Source organism: Variovorax paradoxus, from assembly GCF_902712855.1.
GTDB classification, from domain to species: Bacteria; Pseudomonadota; Gammaproteobacteria; order Burkholderiales; family Burkholderiaceae_C; genus Variovorax; species Variovorax paradoxus_Q.
Map to the genome: position 1 here is coordinate 1,085,955 of NZ_LR743508.1, position 20,305 is coordinate 1,106,259.

14 protein-coding genes are annotated in these 20,305 nt (G+C 64.3%); 11 read left to right on the plus strand and 3 right to left on the minus strand.

Annotated elements, in window-relative coordinates:
• Nucleotide 1: 1 nt before the first annotated feature.
• Nucleotides 2–3,517 carry a DUF2126 domain-containing protein gene (locus tag AACL56_RS31650; protein WP_339094250.1) on the minus strand — a complete coding sequence of 1,172 codons (3,516 nt, stop codon included), beginning with the start codon at nucleotides 3,515–3,517 and terminating at the stop codon, nucleotides 2–4.
• A gap of 197 nt (nucleotides 3,518–3,714) precedes the next feature.
• Here AACL56_RS31650 and AACL56_RS31655 point away from each other — a divergent pair, with 197 nt between their 5' ends.
• The 5 genes from AACL56_RS31655 to AACL56_RS31675 all read left to right on the plus strand — a co-directional run bounded on the left by AACL56_RS31655 (nucleotide 3,715) and on the right by AACL56_RS31675 (nucleotide 11,488).
• A complete protein-coding gene (locus AACL56_RS31655; protein WP_339095303.1) occupies nucleotides 3,715–6,048 on the plus strand; it encodes a DNA internalization-related competence protein ComEC/Rec2 in 2,334 nt (777 codons plus the stop codon).
• A 411-nt stretch (nucleotides 6,049–6,459) separates the two neighbouring features.
• Nucleotides 6,460–7,296 (plus strand): oxepin-CoA hydrolase, alternative type, encoded by an 837-nt coding sequence (locus AACL56_RS31660; protein ID WP_339094252.1) that lies wholly within the window; start codon nucleotides 6,460–6,462, stop codon nucleotides 7,294–7,296.
• A gap of 123 nt (nucleotides 7,297–7,419) precedes the next feature.
• Nucleotides 7,420–8,916, plus strand: a complete 1,497-nt coding sequence (locus AACL56_RS31665) for a circularly permuted type 2 ATP-grasp protein (RefSeq protein WP_339094254.1) — start codon at nucleotides 7,420–7,422, stop codon at nucleotides 8,914–8,916.
• 11 nt (nucleotides 8,917–8,927) lie between these two features.
• The gene (locus tag AACL56_RS31670) at nucleotides 8,928–9,884 is read left to right on the plus strand and encodes an alpha-E domain-containing protein (protein WP_339094256.1); all 957 of its coding nucleotides are present in this window, start codon (nucleotides 8,928–8,930) and stop codon (nucleotides 9,882–9,884) included.
• A 266-nt stretch (nucleotides 9,885–10,150) separates the two neighbouring features.
• Nucleotides 10,151–11,488 carry a filamentous hemagglutinin N-terminal domain-containing protein gene (locus AACL56_RS31675; RefSeq protein WP_339094258.1) on the plus strand — a complete coding sequence of 446 codons (1,338 nt, stop codon included), beginning with the start codon at nucleotides 10,151–10,153 and terminating at the stop codon, nucleotides 11,486–11,488.
• 67 nt (nucleotides 11,489–11,555) lie between these two features.
• On the opposite strand, the gene istB is transcribed toward AACL56_RS31675, so the two are convergent.
• A complete protein-coding gene (gene istB, locus AACL56_RS31680) occupies nucleotides 11,556–12,359 on the minus strand; it encodes an IS21-like element helper ATPase IstB (protein WP_339093703.1) in 804 nt (267 codons plus the stop codon).
• Entirely contained in the window at nucleotides 12,349–13,938 is a 1,590-nt protein-coding gene (gene istA / locus AACL56_RS31685) for an IS21-like element ISVapa3 family transposase (RefSeq protein WP_339093701.1), read from the minus strand. The genes istB and istA overlap by 11 nt, the downstream gene beginning before the upstream one ends.
• 58 nt (nucleotides 13,939–13,996) lie before the next feature.
• On the opposite strand from istA, the gene AACL56_RS31690 reads away from it, so the two are divergent.
• From AACL56_RS31690 to AACL56_RS31715, 6 genes are all read left to right on the plus strand, one after another.
• Nucleotides 13,997–14,752 carry a hypothetical protein gene (locus tag AACL56_RS31690; RefSeq protein ID WP_339094260.1) on the plus strand — a complete coding sequence of 252 codons (756 nt, stop codon included), beginning with the start codon at nucleotides 13,997–13,999 and terminating at the stop codon, nucleotides 14,750–14,752.
• Nucleotides 14,753–15,071: 319 nt separating this feature from the next.
• On the plus strand, nucleotides 15,072–15,728 hold the full coding sequence (locus AACL56_RS31695; protein WP_339095305.1) for a hypothetical protein: 657 nt from the start codon (nucleotides 15,072–15,074) through the stop codon (nucleotides 15,726–15,728).
• A gap of 27 nt (nucleotides 15,729–15,755) precedes the next feature.
• Nucleotides 15,756–17,480: a ShlB/FhaC/HecB family hemolysin secretion/activation protein gene (locus AACL56_RS31700; RefSeq protein ID WP_339095307.1), complete on the plus strand. Its 1,725-nt coding sequence runs from the start codon at nucleotides 15,756–15,758 to the stop codon at nucleotides 17,478–17,480.
• A gap of 29 nt (nucleotides 17,481–17,509) precedes the next feature.
• A complete protein-coding gene (locus AACL56_RS31705; RefSeq protein WP_339094262.1) occupies nucleotides 17,510–18,694 on the plus strand; it encodes a hypothetical protein in 1,185 nt (394 codons plus the stop codon).
• 103 nt (nucleotides 18,695–18,797) lie between these two features.
• On the plus strand, nucleotides 18,798–18,998 hold the full coding sequence (locus tag AACL56_RS31710) for a hypothetical protein (protein WP_339094264.1): 201 nt from the start codon (nucleotides 18,798–18,800) through the stop codon (nucleotides 18,996–18,998).
• A gap of 823 nt (nucleotides 18,999–19,821) precedes the next feature.
• Nucleotides 19,822–20,283, plus strand: a complete 462-nt coding sequence (locus AACL56_RS31715) for an SH3 domain-containing protein (protein WP_339094266.1) — start codon at nucleotides 19,822–19,824, stop codon at nucleotides 20,281–20,283.
• The last annotated feature ends 22 nt before the right edge of the window (nucleotides 20,284–20,305 follow it).

Consider the following 20,305-nt stretch of genomic DNA (forward strand, 5'->3'; position numbering starts at 1 on the left):
CTCAGCGCCTCAGATCCAGCGTGAACGGGAATTCGCGGCTGCCCGGCAACTCGATGGTGGCCGGCGGCGTGCGCATCAGGCCCGGCGTGTGGCCGGTGCGCGCGAAGCGCGAATGCCGGCGGCTTTCGGCCTCGTAGGCGTTCACCGGGAAGGTGTCGTAGTTGCGGCCCCCCGGATGCGCCACGAAGTACTGGCAGCCGCCCAATGACCGCTTCATCCAGGTGTCGACCAGGTCGAAGGTCAGCGGCGCATGGGCCCCGATGCTCGGATGCAGCGCCGACGGCGGGTTCCAGGCCTTGTAGCGCACGCCGGCCACGAACTCGCCGGTGACGCCGGTGGGCTGCAGCGGCAGCACCTTGCCGTTGACGGTGACGACGTGGCGGCTTTCGTTGAGGCCCGTCACGCGCACCTCGATGCGCTCGAGCGACGAATCCACGTAGCGCACCGTGCCGCCGGCCGAGCCTTCCTCGCCCATCACGTGCCACGGTTCCAGCGCGTTGCGCAGCGACAGTTCCACGCCCATGGCCTGCACCTGGCCCACCATCGGGAAGCGGAACTCGAAGTGCGGCGCGAACCAGTCGGGGTCGAAGGCGAAGCCGGCCTGGCGCATCTCGCTGATGACGTCGTCGAAGTCCATCTTGACGAAGGTCGGCAGCAGGAAGCGGTCGTGCAGCTCGGTGCCCCACCGCGTGACGGGCGCCTTGTAGGGCTCGTCCCAGAAACGGGCCACCAGCGCGCGGATGAGCAGCTGTTGCGCGATGCTCATGCGGGCATGCGGCGGCATCTCGAAGGCGCGCAGCTCCAGCAGGCCGAGGCGGCCGGTGCTCGAGTCGGGCGAATACAGCTTGTCGATGCAGAACTCGCTGCGGTGCGTGTTGCCCGACACGTCGATCAGGATGTTGCGCAGCGTGCGGTCGACCAGCCACGCCGGCATGTTCTGGCCATGGATCTCGCGGTTCTTCGCGATCTCCTTCAGCGCGATTTCGAGCTCGTAGACCTGGTCGTTGCGCGCCTCGTCCACGCGCGGCGCCTGGCTCGTCGGTCCGATGAACATGCCCGAGAACAGATAGCTCAGCGACGGATGGTTGTGCCAGTAAAGCAGGAGGCTTGCCAGCAGCTCGGGCCGCCGCAGGAAGGGGCTGTCGGCCGGCGTGGCACCGCCCATCACGAAGTGGTTGCCGCCGCCGGTGCCGGTGTGGCGCCCGTCGGTCATGAACTTCTCGGCCGACAGACGCGTCTCGAACGCGGCGTTGTAGAGGAACTCGGTGTGCGCGACCAGTTCCTTCCAGTCATGGGCCGGGTGGATGTTGACTTCGATCACGCCCGGATCGGGCGTGACGGCCAGCATCTTCAGGCGCGGGTCGCGCGGCGGCGGATAGCCTTCCATCACGATGCGCACGCCCAGCTCGCGCGCGGTGGCTTCGACGGCCGCGACGAGGTCGAGGTAGTCCTCCAGGCGCGCCAGCGGCGGCATGAAGACATAGAGAACGCCCGACGCGCTGCCTACCTTCTCGGCGGCCGGGCCGTTGGCGCGGCGCGGATCGCGCACCTCGACGCACAGCGCGGTGCGCGTGACCCAGTGGGCGGACTCGCCGCGCAGCGGCTGGCGCGTGGCCGTCGTGTCCGCCGAAGCTGCTGCCGCGGCTGCGTCACCGGTGGCGCCCGGCATCTGCATGCGCAGCGAGGCGGGCACGGCGGGCGGCATGCCGAAGGCGTAGGGGACGTCGCCAGGGCTCGCGCCGGTTGCGTTCGTGCCGCCTGCATTGGGCGTGGCTGCCGCATAGCGCGCCCGATAGTCCGCCGACGTCGGCAGCGCGCCGCGCGGCGCGGTCGGATCGCGCTCGACCAGGTACGGATAGTCGCCCTTGCTGGCCCACGGCTGCGAGTCGAGCGGCAGGCGATAGCCCATGGGCGAGTCGCCCGGGATCAGGTACAGGCGGTCGTCGCGCATGAACCACGGGCCGGTCTTCCAGGCCGGGCCGGCGAGCGCCGGCGCGTCGCGGTTCGCATTGCCGGGCTCGATCGGCAGCATGTAGCCGATGACGGCGTCCAGCTTCTGGGTGAACACCCGTCGCAGGCGCACGCGTTCGAGTTCGTCGTCGAGCTTCGAGTCGAAGGGGTCGACATTCACCGGCAGGCGGCGTTCGCGCCACAGGTAGTAGTAGATGTCCTCGTAGCCGGGCTGGATGTAGCGCTCGGTCAGGCCGAGCTTGTGCGCCAGCAGATTGGTGAAGCGGCGCGCGTCCTCGCTCGTGTAATGCGTGGGATGGCGCTCGTCCGCGAAAAGCGCGGGGTCATGCCACAGCGTCTGGCCGTCGGCGCGCCAGAAGATCGACAGCGCCCAGCGCGGCAGCTGCTCGCCCGGGTACCACTTTCCCTGGCCGAAATGCAGGAAGCCGCCGTTGCCGTATTCGGCGCGCAGCTTGTGGACCAGTTCGGTGGCGTACCCGCGCTTGGTCGGGCCGAGCGCGTCGGTGTTCCATTCGGGCGCATCGCGGTCGCTGGTGGCCACGTAGGTGGGTTCGCCACCCATCGTCAGGCGCACGTCGCCGGCCTTCAGACGCGCATCGACCGCGTCGCCGAGCGCGAGCACCTCGGCCCATTGCTCTTCGGTGTAGGGCTTGGTGACGCGCGGCGATTCGTAGATGCGCGTGACCTTCATCTCATGGCTGAACTCGACCTCCGACTCGTCCACGCCGCCCTCGATGGGCGCGGCGCTCGACGGCGTGGGCGTGCAGGCCAGCGGAATGTGGCCTTCGCCGGCCATCAGGCCCGAGGTGGCGTCCAGCCCGATCCAGCCGGCGCCCGGCAGGAACACCTCGCACCAGGCATGCAGGTCGGTGAAGTCGACCGTGGTGCCGCTCGGGCCGTCGAGCGACTTCACGTCGGGCGTGAGCTGGATCAGGTAGCCCGAGACGAAGCGCGCGGCCAGCCCCATGTGGCGCAGCAGCTGCACCAGCAGCCAGCCCGAGTCGCGGCACGAGCCGCTGCCGCTGGCGAGTGTTTCTTCCGGCGTCTGCACGCCGGGTTCCATGCGGATGAGGTAGTTGACGTCTTGCTGCACCTGCTGGTTCAGGCCCACCAGGAAGTCGATGGTGCGCTGCTCCTTGCGCTCGACCTTGTCGAGGTAGGCCTCCAGCAGCGGCGTGACCGGGTCGGCCACGAGGTAGGGCGCGAGTTCCTCGGCCTGCGAGGGCGTGTACTTGAAAGGAAAGTTCTCGGCCTGCGGCTCAAGGAAGAAGTCGAAGGGGTTGTACACCGCCATCTCGACCACGAGGTCGACCGTGACCTTGAACTCGCGCGTCTTCTCGGGGAACACCAGCCGCGCCTGGTAGTTGGCGAACGGGTCCTGCATCCAGTTGACGAAGTGCTCGGCGGGCTCGACGCGCAGCGAGTAGGAGATGACGTTGCTTCGGCAATGCGGCGCGGGCCTCAAGCGCACGACCTGCGGGCCCAGCTGCACCAGGCGGTCGTACTTGTAATGGGTGACGTGGTGGAGAGCGGCGTGAATGGACATGCGTTTTTGTGTGCAGTACTGGCAGATTGCGTCGAAAAGATGTCTCTGCTGAGACGCATACTAGCCCAGATGCCAAGCAATTAACGCGCCACTGAGCGTGACTTGGGGAGGGTTTGCATCATGGGCTTCGAGGTCCTTTCTTGACGCCGTCGCGCGCGTCCGGCAGTGCCGTGGGAGGCGCCGGCGCGTTCTCAGCGATGGTCGGTTCGCTGCTCGGTGCGGCGTTGCAGTTGCAGCAGCCGGTGCTGTGGCCGGCATGGCTCTACGCCACCTTGCTGATGCTTGCATTGGCCGGCACGGTGGGGTCCGCGCGGCTCGCACGCTGGGGAGTGCTCATCGCCTTCGCTTGCGGCGCGATGATCGGTGCGGGCCTTGCGGGGTGGCGCGCCACGGCGTATGCGCAAGATGCGTTGAATCCCGCGCTCGAAGGCCACAGCATCGAAGTGACCGGCCTCGTGGCCGATATGCCGCAGCACACCGAATCCGGCACGCGCTTTCGGCTCGACGTCGAATCCGCCCGATGGCCCGGCGCCGCAGACGCCGTGCCGCCGGTCGTGCCTGCTCGCATCGCGCTCGGTTGGTACGCCGAAGACCTGCCCACCGTTCCCCATGCCGGCGATCGCTGGCGCTTCACCGTCCGGCTCAAGGCGCCGCATGGCAACCGCAACCCGCACGGCTTCGATAGCGAACTGTGGATGTGGGAGCAGGGCCTGCATGCCAGCGGCCATGTGCGCACCGGCGCGCGCGACGCGCCGCCCGCGCTGCTCGCCGCCACATGGCGGCGCCCGATCGAACGGTCACGCGAAGCCGTGCGCGACGCGGTGTTCGAGCGTGTGCCCGACCGCGCCCAGGCCGGCGTGATCGCGGCGCTGGTCACCGGCGACCAGGGCGCGATCGACCGCGCCGGCTGGGACGTGTTCCGCGCGACGGGTGTTGCGCATCTCATGTCGATCTCGGGCCTGCACATCACGATGTTCGCGTGGCTCGCCGCGCACTTCGTCGGCTTGCTCTGGCGGCGCAGCACGCGGCTGATGCTGTGCGTGCCCGCCCAACAGGCCGCACTGGTGGGCGGCGTGCTGCTGGCTGCGCTCTATGCGCTCTTCAGCGGCTGGGGTGTGCCCTCGCAGCGCACGGTGTGGATGCTCTGCGCCGTCGCGCTGCTGCGGCTTGCGGGCCGGCGCTGGCCCTGGCCGCATGTGTGGCTGCTCACGGCCACCGTGGTGGTGGCGGCCGATCCGTGGGCGTTGATGCAGGCCGGGTTCTGGCTCAGCTTCGTGGCCGTGGGCGTGCTGTTCGCCAGCGATGCCTCGGTACCGGGTGAGAAGAGGACCGGGCCGAGATTCCGGTTCTGGCAATTCCTTCGCGAGCAGTGGGCCATCACGCTGGCGATCACGCCATTGAGCCTGCTGCTGTTCCAGCAGGTCTCGCTGGTGGGCCTGCTGGCCAATGCCGTCGCGATCCCCTGGGTCACGCTCGTCGTGACGCCGCTCGCGATGCTCGGCGTCGCCGCGCCGCCGCTGTGGGACCTCTGCGCGCTGGCAGTGAAGCTGCTCTCCCTGCTGCTGCAATGGCTGGCGGGCTGGCCGTACGCCACGCTGTCGATGGCGGCGTCGCCATGGTGGATGGCGGCCGCCGGCGTGGCGGGCGGCGCACTGCTCGCCATGCGGTTGCCGTGGTCGCTGCGTGCGCTCGGCCTGCCGCTGCTGCTGCCGGTGCTGCTGTGGCAGGCGCCCCGGCCGGTGCAGGGCGAGTTCGAATTGCTCGGCGCCGACATCGGCCAGGGCAATGCCGTGCTGGTGCGTACTGCGTCGCACAGCCTCCTGTACGACGCCGGTCCGCGCTACAGCCTGGAGAGCGATGCCGGACATCGCGTGCTGGTGCCGCTGCTGCGTGCCTACGGCGAGCGGCTCGACATGCTCGTGCTGAGCCACCGCGACACCGACCACACCGGCGGCGCACCCGCTGTGCTTGCGATGCAGCCGCAGGCCACGCTATTGAGTTCCATCGAGGCGACGCATCCGCTGCAGGCACTTCGCGCGGCGCGGCGTTGCGAAGCGGGGCAACGCTGGACCTGGGATGGCGTCGACTTCGAAGTCCTGCATCCCTTCGACAGCGACTACCGCAGCTTCACCCGGCCCAATGCCGTGTCGTGCGTGCTGCGCATCGGCAACGGCCGCGCCACCGCGCTGCTGGCCGGTGACATCGAGCGCCTGCAGGAGGCCGCGCTGGTCGCGCGCACGCCGGAACGGCTGCGGGCCGACCTGCTGCTGGTGCCTCACCACGGGAGCAAGACCTCGTCGAGCGACGCGTTCCTCGATGCGGTCAAGCCCGGCATCGCGCTGGTGCAGGCCGGCTACCGCAATCGTTTCGGCCACCCGGCCGCCGAGGTGCTCGCACGTCACGCGGCCCGCGGCGTGAGGGTGGTCGACAGCCCGCGCTGCGGCGCAGCGCACTGGCGCAGCGAAGCACCTGTGGGGATCGGCTGCGAGCGCGAGCGCCGCATTCGGTATTGGCAGCATCGCATTCCCTGAAGCCGTGGCGGCGCTACATCGGGCAGGACGCCATATTCCATTTGGTCGCAGCGACGGGCGGCGGAAAAAATCGGCGTCGATGCCGCGCAGGATTGCTCGGTGCGCTGGCGCCTCGACCGTTCAAACGGGATGGCAGCCTGAAGTCCCGAGCGGTGGGTAGAGCTGGCGCGGGCGCGGCAAACTACCGCAGCAACCTGAATTGGAAAAAGCGGAAAAGGAGATGGAACGCAGAACTTGGGCGCTGGAAGCTGAATTTTGTGACGAAGTTGGCAAACTTTGGACCCAGTATGTGGTTGGGCGAGGATGTTTTTGAATCCGAGGCAATGAATAATTTCGTATTCATTTCCGAAAGGAAACCCTCATGCGCCTCTGCCCAACGCCACAATTTCGCCTGTCTGCCGGGGTGCTCCCATGAACGCCGCCGAGTTCATGCCTGCCGAACCCCCCGATCACGTCGGCGCGCAACTGCGCACTCGCCGCGAAGGTGCCGTGCTGGTGCTGACCATCAGCAACCCGCGGGCACGCAATGCGCTCAACCCGTCCATCTACCGGGCCGCCGCGCAGGCCGTGCGGGCGACCGCAGGTTTCCGCACCGTCCGCGCGATCGTGCTGCACGGTGAAGGCGGCCATTTCTCCGGCGGCGGCGACCTCAAGCGGCTGGCGAGGCAGCGCAAGTTTCCGGAAGCGGAGCAGCGCGCCCATATCGACGCGCTCCATGAGTGGGTCATGGCCCTGCAGGAAGCACCGCAGCCGGTGATCGCGGCCGTCGAGGGCGCGGCGTTCGGCGGCGGCTTTTCGGTGTGCCTGGCCTGCGACCTCATCGTGGCGGCCGAGGACGCACGCTTTGCGATGTCCTACGTCAACATGGGCCTGTCGCCCGAAGCGGGCGGCACCGATTCGCTGGCGCGGGCGCTGCCGCCGCAGGCCGCGCTCGAGATGCTGCTCGACGGCACGCCGGTCGCGGCCGAAAGGCTTCACGGATGGGGCGTGGTCAACAAGGTGGTGCCCAGCGGCGGTGCCTTCGAGGCGGCACTGGGTTGGGCGCAGGAACTGGCCCGCGGCCCGTTCGAAGCGCAAGCTCGCATCAAGGCGCTGGTCCACGGCGCACGCGGACGTGCCCGCCGCGAGCAGTTGGACGCCGAGCGCGAGTCCTTCCTGGCCAGCCTCTACGGCGACGAGGCCGGCGACCGCATCCGCCGGTTCCTGGCACCGCGCTCTGAATTGCAGGTCGGCAGCGGCGTGCAATAGGGCTGCCGTCGGCGGCACACCGGGAGAGAACAAAAGACCTTCGACCGTTTCCTCGGGCTTCGCATCAGGGCTTTCACTGGCCTTGAACTTGCTAAGCTATGGCTCAAGGAGATTGGTCGTTCCATGCACAAATTCGACGAGATGTATGAGCAGCTGCCCTATGCGGGGGCTGCGATCCGACAGCATTACAAGCGCTACGACCAATGGCTCGCGAAGCAACCCGGTGAGGTGATGCGTTCGCGGCGCGAAGAGGCGGAAATGATCTTCCGCCGGGTCGGCATCACCTTCGCGGTGTACGGCGCCAAGGACGAAGACGGCTCAGGCACCGAGCGCCTCATCCCGTTCGACCTGCTGCCCCGCATCATTCCCGCGCACGAGTGGGAAAGCATGGAAAAGGGGCTCGTGCAGCGCGTCACGGCGCTCAACCGCTTCCTGCACGACGTCTACCACGACCAGGAAATCATCAAGGCCGGCATCATCCCGGCCGAGCAGATACTGAACAACGCGCAGTTCCGCCCCGAGATGATGGGCGTGAACGTGCCGCACAACGTCTATTCGAACATCTCGGGCATCGACATCGTGCGCGCCCCCGATGCGCAAGGCAACGGCGAGTACTATGTGCTCGAGGACAACCTGCGCGTGCCCAGCGGCGTGAGCTACATGCTGGAAAACCGCAAGATGATGATGCGGCTCTTCCCCGAGCTGTTCAACCAGAACCGCATCGCGCCCGTGGCGCACTACCCCGACCTGCTGCTGGAGACGCTGCGCGCCAGCGCGCCGCCGGCCACGGCCGAGCCCACGGTGGTGGTGCTCACGCCCGGCATGTACAACAGCGCCTACTTCGAACATGCCTTCCTTGCCCAGCAGATGGGCGTGGAACTGGTCGAGGGCCAGGACCTGTTCGTCAAGGACAACTTCGTCTACATGCGCACCACGCGCGGGCCCAAGCGCGTGGACGTCATCTACCGCCGCGTGGACGACGACTTCCTCGACCCCGAGGTGTTCCGCCCCACGTCGACGCTCGGTTGCGCGGGCCTCATGCGCGCGTACCGCGATGGCAACGTCGTGATCTGCAACGCCGTGGGCACCGGCGTGGCGGACGACAAGTCGATCTACCCGTACGTGCCGAAGATGGTCGAGTTCTACCTCGGCGAGAAGCCGATCCTGAAGAACGTGCCCACCTACATGTGCCGCAACAAGGACGAGCTGCAGTACACGCTCGACAACATGAAGGACCTGGTCGTCAAGGAAGTGCACGGCGCCGGCGGCTACGGCATGCTCATCGGCCCGGCCGCCACGCAGGCCGAGATCGAGGACTTCAAGAAGGCTGTGATCGCCAAGCCCGACGGCTACATCGCACAGCCCACGCTGAGCCTGTCGACCTCGCCTACCTTCGTGGACGCTGGCATCGCGCCGCGCCACATCGACCTGCGCCCCTTCGTGCTCTCGGGCAGCGAAGTGCAGATGGTGCCCGGTGGTCTCACGCGCGTGGCGCTCAAGGAAGGCTCGCTGGTGGTCAATTCGTCGCAGGGCGGCGGCACCAAGGACACCTGGATCCTCGAAGCCGACCGGGCGCCCAAGGCCAAGGCTCCCGCGCAGTCGCAAAGCCAATCGCAGTAGGAGCACCACCGATGCTGTCCCGCACCGCCGACCATCTCTATTGGATGTCCCGTTACACCGAGCGCGCCGAGAACACGGCGCGCATGCTGGACGTCAATTACCAGACCTCGCTGCTGCCGCAGTCCGCCGAAGTCGCCAAGTACGGCTGGCAGGGCGTGCTCTCCATCAGCGAACTGCTGCCCTGGTACAACCAGAAGTACGACCAGATCGCGCCCAATGAGGTGATGGAGTTCATGGTCAAGGACGAGAGCAATGCCTCGTCGATCGTCTCCTGCCTCAAGGCCGCTCGCGAGAACGCCCGCGCCGTGCGCGGCGCGCTCACCACCGAAGCCTGGGAAACGCAGAACACCACCTGGCTCGAAGTGAACCGCATGCTGCGTGCCGGCGACTTCGAGCGCGACCCTGGCGCGTTCTTCGAATGGGTCAAGTTCCGTTCGCACCTGTCTCGCGGCGTCACGCTGGGCACCATGTTGCAGGACGAGGCTTTCTATTTCTCGCGCCTGGGCACATTCCTGGAGCGCGCCGACAACACCGCGCGACTGGTCGACGTGAAGTTCCATGCGCTCAACAGCGAGTTCTTCGGCGCCGCCACAGAAGAAGATCAGGAATACGACTTCTATCACTGGAGCGCCATCCTGCGCAGCGTCTCGGCTTTCGAGGTCTACCGCAAGGTGTACCGCGACGTGATCAAGCCCGAGCGCGTGGCCGAGTTGCTCATTCTTCGCGCCGACATGCCGCGTTCACTGCACGCGAGCCTGGTCGAGGTGGTCAACAACCTCGCGAAGGTGCAGAACGAACAAAGCGCCGAAACGCAGCGCCGTGCGGGCAAGCTGCTGGCCGACCTCCAGTACGCGCGTGTCGACGAGATCCTTGCGACAGGCCTTCACGCGTACCTCACCCAGTTCCTCGATCGGGTGAACGAATTGGGTGGTCGCATCAGCCAGGACTTCCTGGTTCCGACGCACTGACTGGACATGCGGAGGCTTCATTTCGCATCTGGATTGAAGCCTGAACTGTTTTAAGCGAATTATTGTCAATTGTTGACGGAATGAATTCGGTCGATTCAAAGTTAGACATTAAGAATTAGCCATAGAAATTTAGTGAGCTCTGTCGTTTAAAAGCATGCATTAATTCCTTGTACGCAAGCGCCGCTCTTTCATAATCGCGCCCCTGCAGTTTTCATTTCGTCACAGATTTGGCTGCGAAATGACAACAATCAGGGAGCGTCAGCACAATGAACCGGCACTTGCACCGCGTGGTTTTCAACGCGGCCAGAGGGATTCGCATGGTGGTCCAGGAGACGGCCGCCAGCACTGGCAAAGGCGCCAGCAAAGCAACCGCGACGGCTGCATCAACAGCTATCGCAGGTCTGCTGATCGCAATGTCGGCACAGGCGCAGATCGTCGGTGCCCCGAACGTCCCCGGCAACCTCCGCCCGACAGTGCTGACGGCGCCCAACGGCGTCCCACTCATCAATGTGCAAACCCCTAGCGCCGCAGGCGTCTCGCGCAACGTCTACAACCAGTTCAGCGTGGGCGCGAACGGCGCCATCCTGAACAACAGCCGGGTGAATGTGCAGACCCAACTGGGTGGGTTCGTTCAGGGCAATCCCAACCTGGCCACAGGCCCGGCTCGCATCGTCCTCAATGAGGTCAACGGCGGAACGCCGAGCCAGCTTCGTGGCTATATCGAAGTCGGTGGCCAGCGCGCCGAAGTGATCATCGCGAACCCGGCGGGTATCAGCGTGGATGGCGGTGGCTTCATCAACGCCTCGCGCGCCACGCTCACCACCGGCACGCCGCAGTTCAATGCCGTCGGTGGCCTCGACAGTTTCCTTGTCCGTGGTGGCACCGTCACCATCGACGGTGCGGGCCTCGATGCCAGCAAGACCGATTACGCCGCCATCTTGGCGCGGGCCGTGCAGGCCAACGCCAGCATCTGGGCCAGCGAACTCAAGGTGGTGACCGGTGCCAACCAGGTCAGCGCCGACCACAGCCAGATCACACCCACGACGGGCTCGGGCATCGCCCCGACATTTGCACTCGACGTTGCTGCCTTGGGCGGCATGTACGCCAACAAGATCGTCCTGATCGGGAGCGAAGCCGGCCTGGGCGTGCGCAACGCGGGCAGCATCGGCGCCGGTGCTGGCGGCCTGGTCGTCACGGCAGCAGGCCGTCTCGAGAACATCGGCACGCTGGAAGGCCAGCGCGTCGAACTGACCACGCCCGGCGACATCTCCAACCGCGGCGGCACGATTCGCCAGGCCAGCTCGGCAGGCCTGACCATTGCTTCGCCGGTTTTGAGCAATACGAACGGCGGCGTGATCGGTGCCGAGCCCGTGAGTACGGGTGCAAGCAGTGGCGGCACCAGCAGCGGCGGTTCGACCGCCGGCGGAACCATGAGTCCGACCAGTGGCGGCACGACCACGCCATCGACCACGGGTGCCAGCGACACGGGCTCGAGCAGTACATCCACTCCAGCCACCTACATCCCACCCGCACCGGGCGCCATCAGCGCTGGCGGGACCATCTCCAACGATGGCGGCAAGATCTACGCGGGCGGGCCCTGTTGAGTTCCATGGAATCCTGACCCGCGATTTCCATCGAATATTGACCCACCCGCTTTGCAAGCCAGTCGGCTCACGGTGTGGATAAGTTCTTGGTTTTCTCCTTTTTAGGTTGGACTGCTTGAACGGGTTGAGCCGAGCTGTGCTTGAAGCGGAAGCTGTCGTTTCCAGTCTCCAGAATATGGCAGTGATGCGTGAGCCGGTCCAGCAACGCCGTCGTCATCTTCGCGTCGCTGAAGACGCTGGCCCACTCGCTGAAGCTCAAGTTGGTTGTGATCACCACGCTCGTGCGTTCGTAGAGTTTGGACAGCAGATGGAACAACAGCGCGCCGCCTGATGCACTGAACGGCAGGTAGCCCAACTCGTCGAGCACCACCATGTCCGCGTACATCAGTCGGTGCGCGATGTGGCCGGGATTGCCACTGGCCTTCTCTTGTTCGAGTGCGTTGACCAGTTCTACTGTCGAGAAGAAGCGCACCCGGCGGTGATGGTGCTCGATGGCCTGCACGCCCAGGGCTGTGGCGATATGAGTCTTACCCGTGCCCGGCCCGCCGACAAGTACCAGGTTCTGCGCATCGTCCATGAACTCGCATCGGTGCAGCTGACGCACCAGGGCCTCGTTGACCTCGCTGTTGGCGAAGTCGAAGCCGGCGAGGTCACGGTAGGCTGGGAAGCGAGCGAGCTTCAACTGGTAGGCCACCGAGCGTACCTCCCGCTCGGCCGTCTCTGCCTTGAGCAACTGCGAGAGCATCGGTTGGGCCGCCTCGAAGGCCGGCGACCCCTGCTCGGCCAGCTCCGCGACGGCCTGGGCCATGCCGTGCATCTTGAGTTCGCGCAGCATGATCACGATGGCGCCGCTGGCAGGGTCATGTCGCATGGCGCACCTCCGGGCTGCTCGACTTGGAGCTCAGCGGCCCGCGCAAGCCGCCAGCAGCGCTGGCACGCCCCCTGAGCGTGTCGTAGCGCAGCACATCGGCCTTCGGCTCGTTCACCAGGCGCAGTGCCTGAGGTGCCGTGACGGGCGCTGGCGCAACGGGCTTGGCATCGAGCAGTCGGTGCAACACATTTAGCACATGGGTCTTGCTGGCTACGCCGGCTTCCAGCGCCAGTTCGACCGCGGTCAGCACTGCCTGCTCGTCGTGATGCAGCACCAGCGCCAGGATCTCCACCATCTCGCGGTCGCCACCTGGCTGCTTCAGCAGCGCGGCCTGCAGCCGCCGGAAGCCCTGGGGCAGCTCGCTGAAGGGTGCTCCGTTCCTGAGCGCTCCTGGCTTACGTTGCAGCACCGCCAGGTAGTGCCTCCAGTCGTAGACGGTCTGACCTGCGGTGTCGTGGCGACGGTCAATGATGCGCGTGTGCTCGCACACGATCTGGCCCTCGGCCGCCACGACAAGGCGTTCGGCGTACACGCGCAGGCTCACTGGCCGGTTCGCGTAGGAGGCCGGAACGCTGTAGCGGTTGCGCTCGAAGTGCACCAGGCAGGTGGGCGAGACGCGCTTGGTGTGTTCTACGAAACCATCGAAGGGTCTGGGGATCTGCATCAGTAGCGGGCGTTCCTGCGACCAGACATCGGCCACGGTCCCTGGCAGCTTGCCGTGGACGATCTCGCTCCACAGCGCCTTGCAGCGGTCCTCCAGCCAGTCGTTGAGCAGCGCCAGCGTGGCGAACGCCGGCACGGGTTGCCACAACCGGTGACGCGCATCACGCACGTTCTTCTCGACCTGGCCCTTCTCCCAGCCCGAGGCTGGGTTGCAAAACTCGGCCTCAAACAAGTAGTGGCTGACCATGGCGCTGAAGCGCGCGTTGATGTCGCGCTCCTTGCCGCGACGTACCCTGTCCACGGCGGTCTTCATGTTGTCGTAGATGCCGCGCCGAGGCACGCCCCCGAGCACCTCGAAGGCTCGGTTGTGCGCATCGAACAGCATCTCGTGGGTCTGCAACAGGTAGGCGCGCACGATGAACGCGCGGCTGTGGCTGAGCTTGAAGTGCGCCACCTGCAGCTTGGTGCGTTCACCAGCGATGACGGCCCAGTCCTCGCTCCAGTCGAACTGGAATGCCTCGCCGGGACCGAAGGCCAGAGGCACAAAGGTGCCGCGCCCCGTCGTCTGCTGGACCTCGTGGCGATGCGCATGCCACGCTCGTGCAAAGGCCGCCACGCGGTTATAGGAGCCCTGATAGCCCAGCGCCACCAGGTCGGCGTGCATCTGCTTCAGCGTGCGCCGCTGCTTGCGTGACTTGGATGCCTCGCTCTTGAGCCAGCCGCCGAGCTTCTCGGCGAACGCGTCGAGCTTGCTCGGGCTGATGCGCTTCGTGTAACTGGGCGCCGCCTCGCCCTCGCGAAGGTACTTGCGGATGGTGTTGCGAGACAAGCCAGTGCGCCGGGCTATCTCTCGGATGGACAGTTGCTCTCGCAGTGCCCAACGTCTGATGACACTCAGTGTCGCCACGTCAATCACTCCTGTGCTCCTGCTGCTAAAAGCAGCAGGTTAGGGTTATCACGTGGGTCAGATTTAGATGGAAATCACCGGGCCAAGTGGGTCACTTCTGGATGGAAATCAACAAACAGAGCAGCGGGCCAACGTAAACATATATTCATCCTCATACATTTCTGATCCGGCCATTGCTGCGTTCTATGGAAAGAATGGTTTGGTGCAGCCCGATCCAACGGATTTATTGACGGCAATTTCAAATGTCAATAGAACCCAGAACGTTCTTGGTGGCGCAACAATCGTTGCCCCCGTCGGTGCGGCGTTTATTGTAGGAGCCCCTTTGGCCCTCTCCGTAGGATCTGTTGGAGCACTCGGAACTGTCGGCGGAATTACAGGAGGAGGAATGGATGCCGCGGGCCAGTATGCGCAATCTGGTGCGATCCGGCCAGGGCAAACAGCTTTCGCAGCTACGATCGGCCTGATTTCCGGTCCATTAGGAGCCAGCTTCAGATTCACGGGAAATGTGCTTTTGGGTGGAGCCGGCGGCGCTGTAAACACTGCATTCAACAACACTGTCTATGGAGAAAACAACAGTCCAATATTCGCAGGGGCTCTTGGCGGACTCTTTGGAGGAACGGGCTACGTCATAAGTAGCCTGGCTACGCTAGGGATGAAGCAGATTACTTACCCCTTTGTGTATAACAATCTAAACCCCAAAGTCCCCGCATTGTTTCAGGGAACCCCCAATCCGACGCCTGTCATAAGTGGCGCAACAGTGGGATCGGTGGTTCAAGGAGGCGCCTCCTTCATTCCTGGTCAGCCCGCACCGACAAGAAGATGATTTCATTTGAGAAGTTGATAGTTTCTCCTTCCTGGAAAGGTAGCGTCACTCGAATCACAGTGATGGTTGCGATTTCACTCGTGATGTGGAAGTTACCGGAAATTTTCGAGTGGCTTTACAGAATTGCCTCTTGGGATGCTCCTGTTTTTTCAAGAGCGCGTCATTGGTCAATGTTTTTGATGATCTTTGCTGCTTCGGCTTTTTGCATTGTCTTTGACTTAATTCGCTTGATTGCTATTTTTCTTCGATATCGATCGCAGTCGTCACAATGAGAGTTGAACAGTGGCGCAGATGGCCGGGCGGACGGGTTCTGCGCTTGGTGATTAAAAACTATGAATCGGGCTATGTTGTTTCAGGGCGTGGGATGAAGTGGTCAGAAAAAATTCTCTGTCAACCGGCCGCGATGCTGTGTCTCGTCGTGCTTGCCGTCACCGGTTGTACCTACTCGCAAATCAATCCGGAAGCTGCTGCGGCAGACATACGTGCCAACACCGGCTATAACGAATTGAAGGACATCGAGGCCGGTACTTCCAAATTGGTCATGCGTACCTTTGGAATCTCGGCCAACGCCCAGTTTGCCGTCAGCACTTCTGAGGCACCTTGCCAGAACTTTCAGCACCTGGGTGCGGCAGCCTATACGGGCAGTGGCGTTGTCTACCCTTGGATAGCAAGCGCCTTGCGCGCTGGCACGCGCGCCAGTCCCTATCTGGTTCATGAAGCAGCGCCAGGGCAACCCATCCAAATCCGAAGCACGGGCAACTGGAGCACTGGGGGCACGAACGTGGCCTATCGCACCGGCAGTTGTGGCCCGGTGACCGTGAGCTTCACTCCGGTGGAGAACCGCGCCTACACCGTCGAGTTCGTTTGGGGCGAAAAGATGTCTTGCCGCTTGGCCGTTATGGATGCAACCGACCCGGACGCACCCCGGCCGGTAGAGGTTCGCAGCATTGCGGGTTGTCCTGCACCTGCACGCTGAAGCGTCTTTTCAATGAAGATTCATGTAATGGCGGCGATAGCCGCAGTGTTTCCGTCGTTCGCATTCGCGCAACTCGCGGCTACGCCGCAGCCCTTCGTTGAACAACAGCGCCAGCAGGAACGTGAACGTGCCCTGCGTGAGCAGAACGAGCGCACCGTTGATCAGCGCCCACAGGCCGCTCCGCCAGCACCGATTCAGCGCATCCCCGAAGCCGAGTCCCCGTGCTTTCGCATCGATCACGTGCTGCTGGTCGGCGAGCAGTCCGAGTCCTTCCAGTGGGCTGTGGCCGAACTGTCCGGCCCCGAAGGCAATGATTCGCCCGTCGGCCGTTGCCTCGGTACGTCTGGCGTCAATGTCGTCCTTGCGCGCGTCCAGCAAGCCGTTATCGCTCGAGGCTTCGTCACGACCCGCGTGCTTGCTGCACCGCAGGACTTGTCGACTGGCACGCTGACACTCTCGTTGGTGCCCGGCCGCATTGCCGCCATTCGTACAACTGCAGACTCTTCAGCGACGCTGCTGGGCAGTTCCGCTTTGCTGGCCTCCGCAATCCCTGCTCGTCCTGGCGATCTGCTGAATCTGCGCGACATCGAACAGGGCCTGGAAAACCTCAAGCGCGCACCGACCGCCGAGGCCGACATCCAGATCGAACCCTCAACCGCCCCCAACGCAAAACCCGGCGACAGCGACCTCGTCGTCAAGTACGTTCAATCCAAGAAGTGGCGAGTCACCCTGAGCCTGGATGACAGCGGCACCGAAGCCACCGGCCGGTATCAGGCGGGCGCCACCCTGTCCCTGGACAACCCCTTCGGCCTGAACGATCTGTTCTACGTCAGCGCCAACCACAACATCAATAACCACGTCTTCGGCGACCCGGCCAAGGGCACCGAAGGTCAGACCGTTCACTACTCGCTGCCGTACGGCTACTGGCTGCTGGGCCTCACGGCCTCCAACAGCCAGTACCACCAGAGCGTGACTGGCCTGAACCAGGACTACGTCTACGCCGGCAAGACCAACAACGCCGAGGTCAAGCTTTCGCGCCTCGTCTACCGCGACCAGAGCCGCAAGACGAGCGTGGCGATCAAGGGCTGGCGCCGCGAGTCGCGCAACTTCGTGGACGACACCGAGGTCGACGTGCAGCACCGCGTGGTCGGTGGCTGGGAGCTCAGCCTCAATCACAAGGAGTACATCGATCTCTTTGGCGACAAGGCAACGCTCGAAGGCACGCTGGCCTACAAGCGCGGCACCGGCGGCTTCGGCTCGCGGACCGCGCCGGAAGAAGAGTTCGGCGAAGGCACGTCACGGCTGAAGCTCTACACGGCCGACATCAGCCTCAACGCGCCGTTCAAGCTCGGTGAGCAGAAGATGCGCTACGCCGGCCTGATCCGCACGCAGTGGAATCGCACGCCGTTGACACCACAGGACCGCTTTGCCATCGGCGGGCGCTACACGGTGCGCGGCTTCGATGGTGAGACGAGCCTTTTGGGCGAACGAGGCTGGCTCATTCGCAACGACATCGGATGGGCCGTGGGTCAAAGCGGAGCAGAGCTGTACGTCGGCGCCGACTACGGCCACGTCGGCGGTCGCTCGACGGTCGACCTGCTCGGACGAAGCCTCGCCGGTGCGGTCATCGGCGTGCGCGGCCAGTGGAGCAAGCTGAGCTACGACTTCTTCGTCGGCGCGCCGATCAGCAAGCCCGAGGGCTATCGCACTGCGAAGGTCGCGCTCGGCTTCAACCTCAATGCAAGTTTCTAGTCAACTAAAAATCAGAGGGAGAGTTTTCAATGGAAAAACAAGCAATCGCAAAAGTGGCGTTAATGCTCGCAATCGGTGGACTTCATGGATGCGGCGGGGGTGGCAGCGGAGGAGGAGCCGTCTTTCCGGCAGCTACCGCGCCTGTGGCTTCGCAAGCCTCTGCCGAGGCCTCGGCTCCGGCGTCCGCAACAAGCCAGGAAGCTTCACCAGCGGAAGCACCGGCTCCAGTCGCTGCATCGGCTGCATCTCTTCGTCGCGCACTCGACACCGTCAGTCCGATCGCGGCCAACGGCGATCTTGATGTCGAGTTGTCTCCGGAGTTTGCCTCGGCCGTGGTTGTGACCTATTCGCTTGAGAATCCCGATGGCACGAATGCGGGAGCCGTTTCATTGCGAGGGGGCTCCGCCGGACTGTTCTTTCCGCGCACCGCCAATCTGGTCAAGTTGCTGATGCCCAAGGTCAAGCCTGGTTCTTATGTATTGAGAGCAAAAGGTCAGATCCTGAATCCAGCCACCGCAACCTCGACTTACGTCGAGGCGACCATGCCGGTTGAGTTGAATACTCTCTCGTTGAATCTGGTGAGCCTGAGCTACTCCTCAGGCTTGGTGATCGGCGGATCTTCGCGTTTCCTGTCTCTGACTTACACCAGTGATGTCAGCGGCACCTTGTTCTTCTATCCGACGGGCCAAGCCTCGGGAGCGTGTGCGTCGAAAACTGCTGCGGAGCTCGCATTGGTGCCGGACGTCGAGACCTTTGCGGTCACTGGCGCTGCAAATTCCTCCTCTGGCGCATTGACGTCGGCTACATCATTTGCAGATGCCGATACGGGTTGTCTGCAATTCGTTCGTGCCAGCGACTCTGTAGCGGAAGCGCCGTATACCTTCAATTTCCGCTATCAACCGTTGCCGGCCTCTGGTGATCTGACTTTTGCGCTGGATGCGAACCCCACGGATATTGCCAAGAAAACCATCAGCCTGGTGTCGATGCCGCGAAGCGGAAATTCGAGCGGCTTCTTCGATTGGCTGGAGCGTCGTCAAGTTTTCACTGCAGGAGACGTGCCTCAGCAGACGACTGACAACAGCGCGCGCATCAGCCTCGAACAGACCGGTGGAACATGGCAATACAGGCTGACCGCGCCAGTCGCTACGGATCATCCGTACTACGTTGCGAAGATCGAAGGACGTCCTCCGCTGGTCTTCTTTGTCAAGTTCTGACTCCGCGCCGCTTTGCCTGCGGTCGCGAGCAAATGCGGCGCCGTCCGACCCAAAAAAAAAGCAGTCAACTGTTTGAAGGCCGTTTGCACTTCAACGTGCTGACTTGCCTGCAATCGAAGAAATGAATCATGCATCGAGCCTCGAGCTGTCGGCCGCGGCGCTCGTGATGACCGCCGCGCTGCTTGCAGGCTGCGCTGCCCGTCCGTATCGCGTGCCGGGCACCGAAATGCAGTCTTTGTCCGGTCTCGCTATCGTCAAGTCAGGGTCGCGTGGGGTCAGCTATTTCGTTTCGATCGACGGATAGGGTTCCCCAGGTCCTCCGGCCGGTGGATCGATGGGAACTTCCGCCCGGCGAGCACACGGCGGTGGTCGGTCTCAGAACACACCCGCAGTTCCGTGCCGACCACATCTATCTGAAATTCGTTGTTCTCCCGGCAAAGAGCTATGTCATTCCATACGAGGTCAACGCCGGCTGGGGGCGAGGCACCTGGCGCGGATGGATCGAAGATGAAGCAGGCACCATCGTGTCCACACCCGGACCCAGACCGTCGGTCTCGGCAACGAAGTAGAAGCTTCCGCCCGCTCCACCGGATGTCGAGCAGGTCCATCAAGATCCAGCCCGTCCAGTCAACGTGAGACGGTTGCTGCGCCGCTTCTGCCCGCAACAGGGGCGGCCGCGCATTGCGCCACACCACTGCCGGAATCCGGTAGCCCGAGAGCGTCGCCGGGCTGCGTCCCGCGCGATCGCTGACATGCCCACCTCCTGCCCGTGGTCCGACAGGTACATCCCGGCATGTCCGCGGAGCGCGTCCGCTGCAGCAGTTCCGACACCACGAAGTTGAGATACAGCAGCGCCGCGTCTTCTTCCTGCCGGAAGCGCCGCAACAAGGCCGAGCGGCCGTCCTTCACTGGGCTGTGCTCCACGGCGCCAACTTGGTCGTCGAAGTGACTGGCGTTCTCGGGAAGCACAGGCTGTACCCCGGGGCTCGCGCGTCGGGCCGCAGTGCCCCAAAGCTTGCGAGCTTGTTGGCCGGCCAGTGCACTCCGGGATATCCCCGCGGAACTTATCCGGCTTCGGGTGCCCAGATGGGCTTTGCCACAGCTCCACAGAAAGGAACCCTCGCTCCATGTCCAGATTCAGCCGCTTGCCTGCCCTGCTGCTCGCCTTCGCTCTCTCGTGGTTGGCTCTGCCGTCCGCGTCCGCCGCACAGACACAGATGGTCAGCGTTGCCGTCAAGTCGCTGAACATGCGCACCGGCCCCGGCCAGCGCTACGACACGCACTGGACCGTGAGCAAGGGCTATCCGTTCAAGGTGATCGGCCGCAAGGGCGACTGGCTGCACGTGAGCGACTTCGAGGGCGACAAGGCGTGGGTCTTCCGTCCAATGACCAGCAAGACCCCGCACCGCGTCGTGAAGGCCCAGGTGGCGAACCTGCGGCGGGCGCCCGGCACGCGCAGCCCGGTAGTGAAGAGGGCCGGCTACGGCGACGTGCTGCGCACGCTCGAGCGGCGCGGCGAATGGCTCAAGGTGCAGCACGAAGGCGGCACCACCGGCTGGGTGCAGCGCCGCCTGACCTGGGGTTGGTAGCCCTGGCCGGGCCGAGGTCCGG

Excerpts from the sequence above, each read along its gene's own strand:
- AACL56_RS31660 (WP_339094252.1), top strand. The coding sequence starts at position 6,460 with ATGAACGCCGCCGAGTTCATGCCTGCCGAACCCCCCGATCACGTCGGC.
- AACL56_RS31655 (WP_339095303.1), top strand. The coding sequence starts at position 3,715 with ATGGTCGGTTCGCTGCTCGGTGCGGCGTTGCAGTTGCAGCAGCCGGTG.
- AACL56_RS31700 (WP_339095307.1), top strand. The coding sequence starts at position 15,756 with ATGGCGGCGATAGCCGCAGTGTTTCCGTCGTTCGCATTCGCGCAACTC.
- AACL56_RS31665 (WP_339094254.1), top strand. The coding sequence starts at position 7,420 with ATGCACAAATTCGACGAGATGTATGAGCAGCTGCCCTATGCGGGGGCT.
- AACL56_RS31705 (WP_339094262.1), top strand. The coding sequence starts at position 17,510 with ATGGAAAAACAAGCAATCGCAAAAGTGGCGTTAATGCTCGCAATCGGT.
- AACL56_RS31650 (WP_339094250.1), bottom strand. The coding sequence starts at position 3,517 with ATGTCCATTCACGCCGCTCTCCACCACGTCACCCATTACAAGTACGAC.
- AACL56_RS31690 (WP_339094260.1), top strand. The coding sequence starts at position 13,997 with ATGGAAATCACCGGGCCAAGTGGGTCACTTCTGGATGGAAATCAACAA.
- istB (WP_339093703.1), bottom strand. The coding sequence starts at position 12,359 with ATGCGACATGACCCTGCCAGCGGCGCCATCGTGATCATGCTGCGCGAA.
- AACL56_RS31715 (WP_339094266.1), top strand. The coding sequence starts at position 19,822 with ATGTCCAGATTCAGCCGCTTGCCTGCCCTGCTGCTCGCCTTCGCTCTC.
- AACL56_RS31670 (WP_339094256.1), top strand. The coding sequence starts at position 8,928 with ATGCTGTCCCGCACCGCCGACCATCTCTATTGGATGTCCCGTTACACC.
- AACL56_RS31675 (WP_339094258.1), top strand. The coding sequence starts at position 10,151 with ATGAACCGGCACTTGCACCGCGTGGTTTTCAACGCGGCCAGAGGGATT.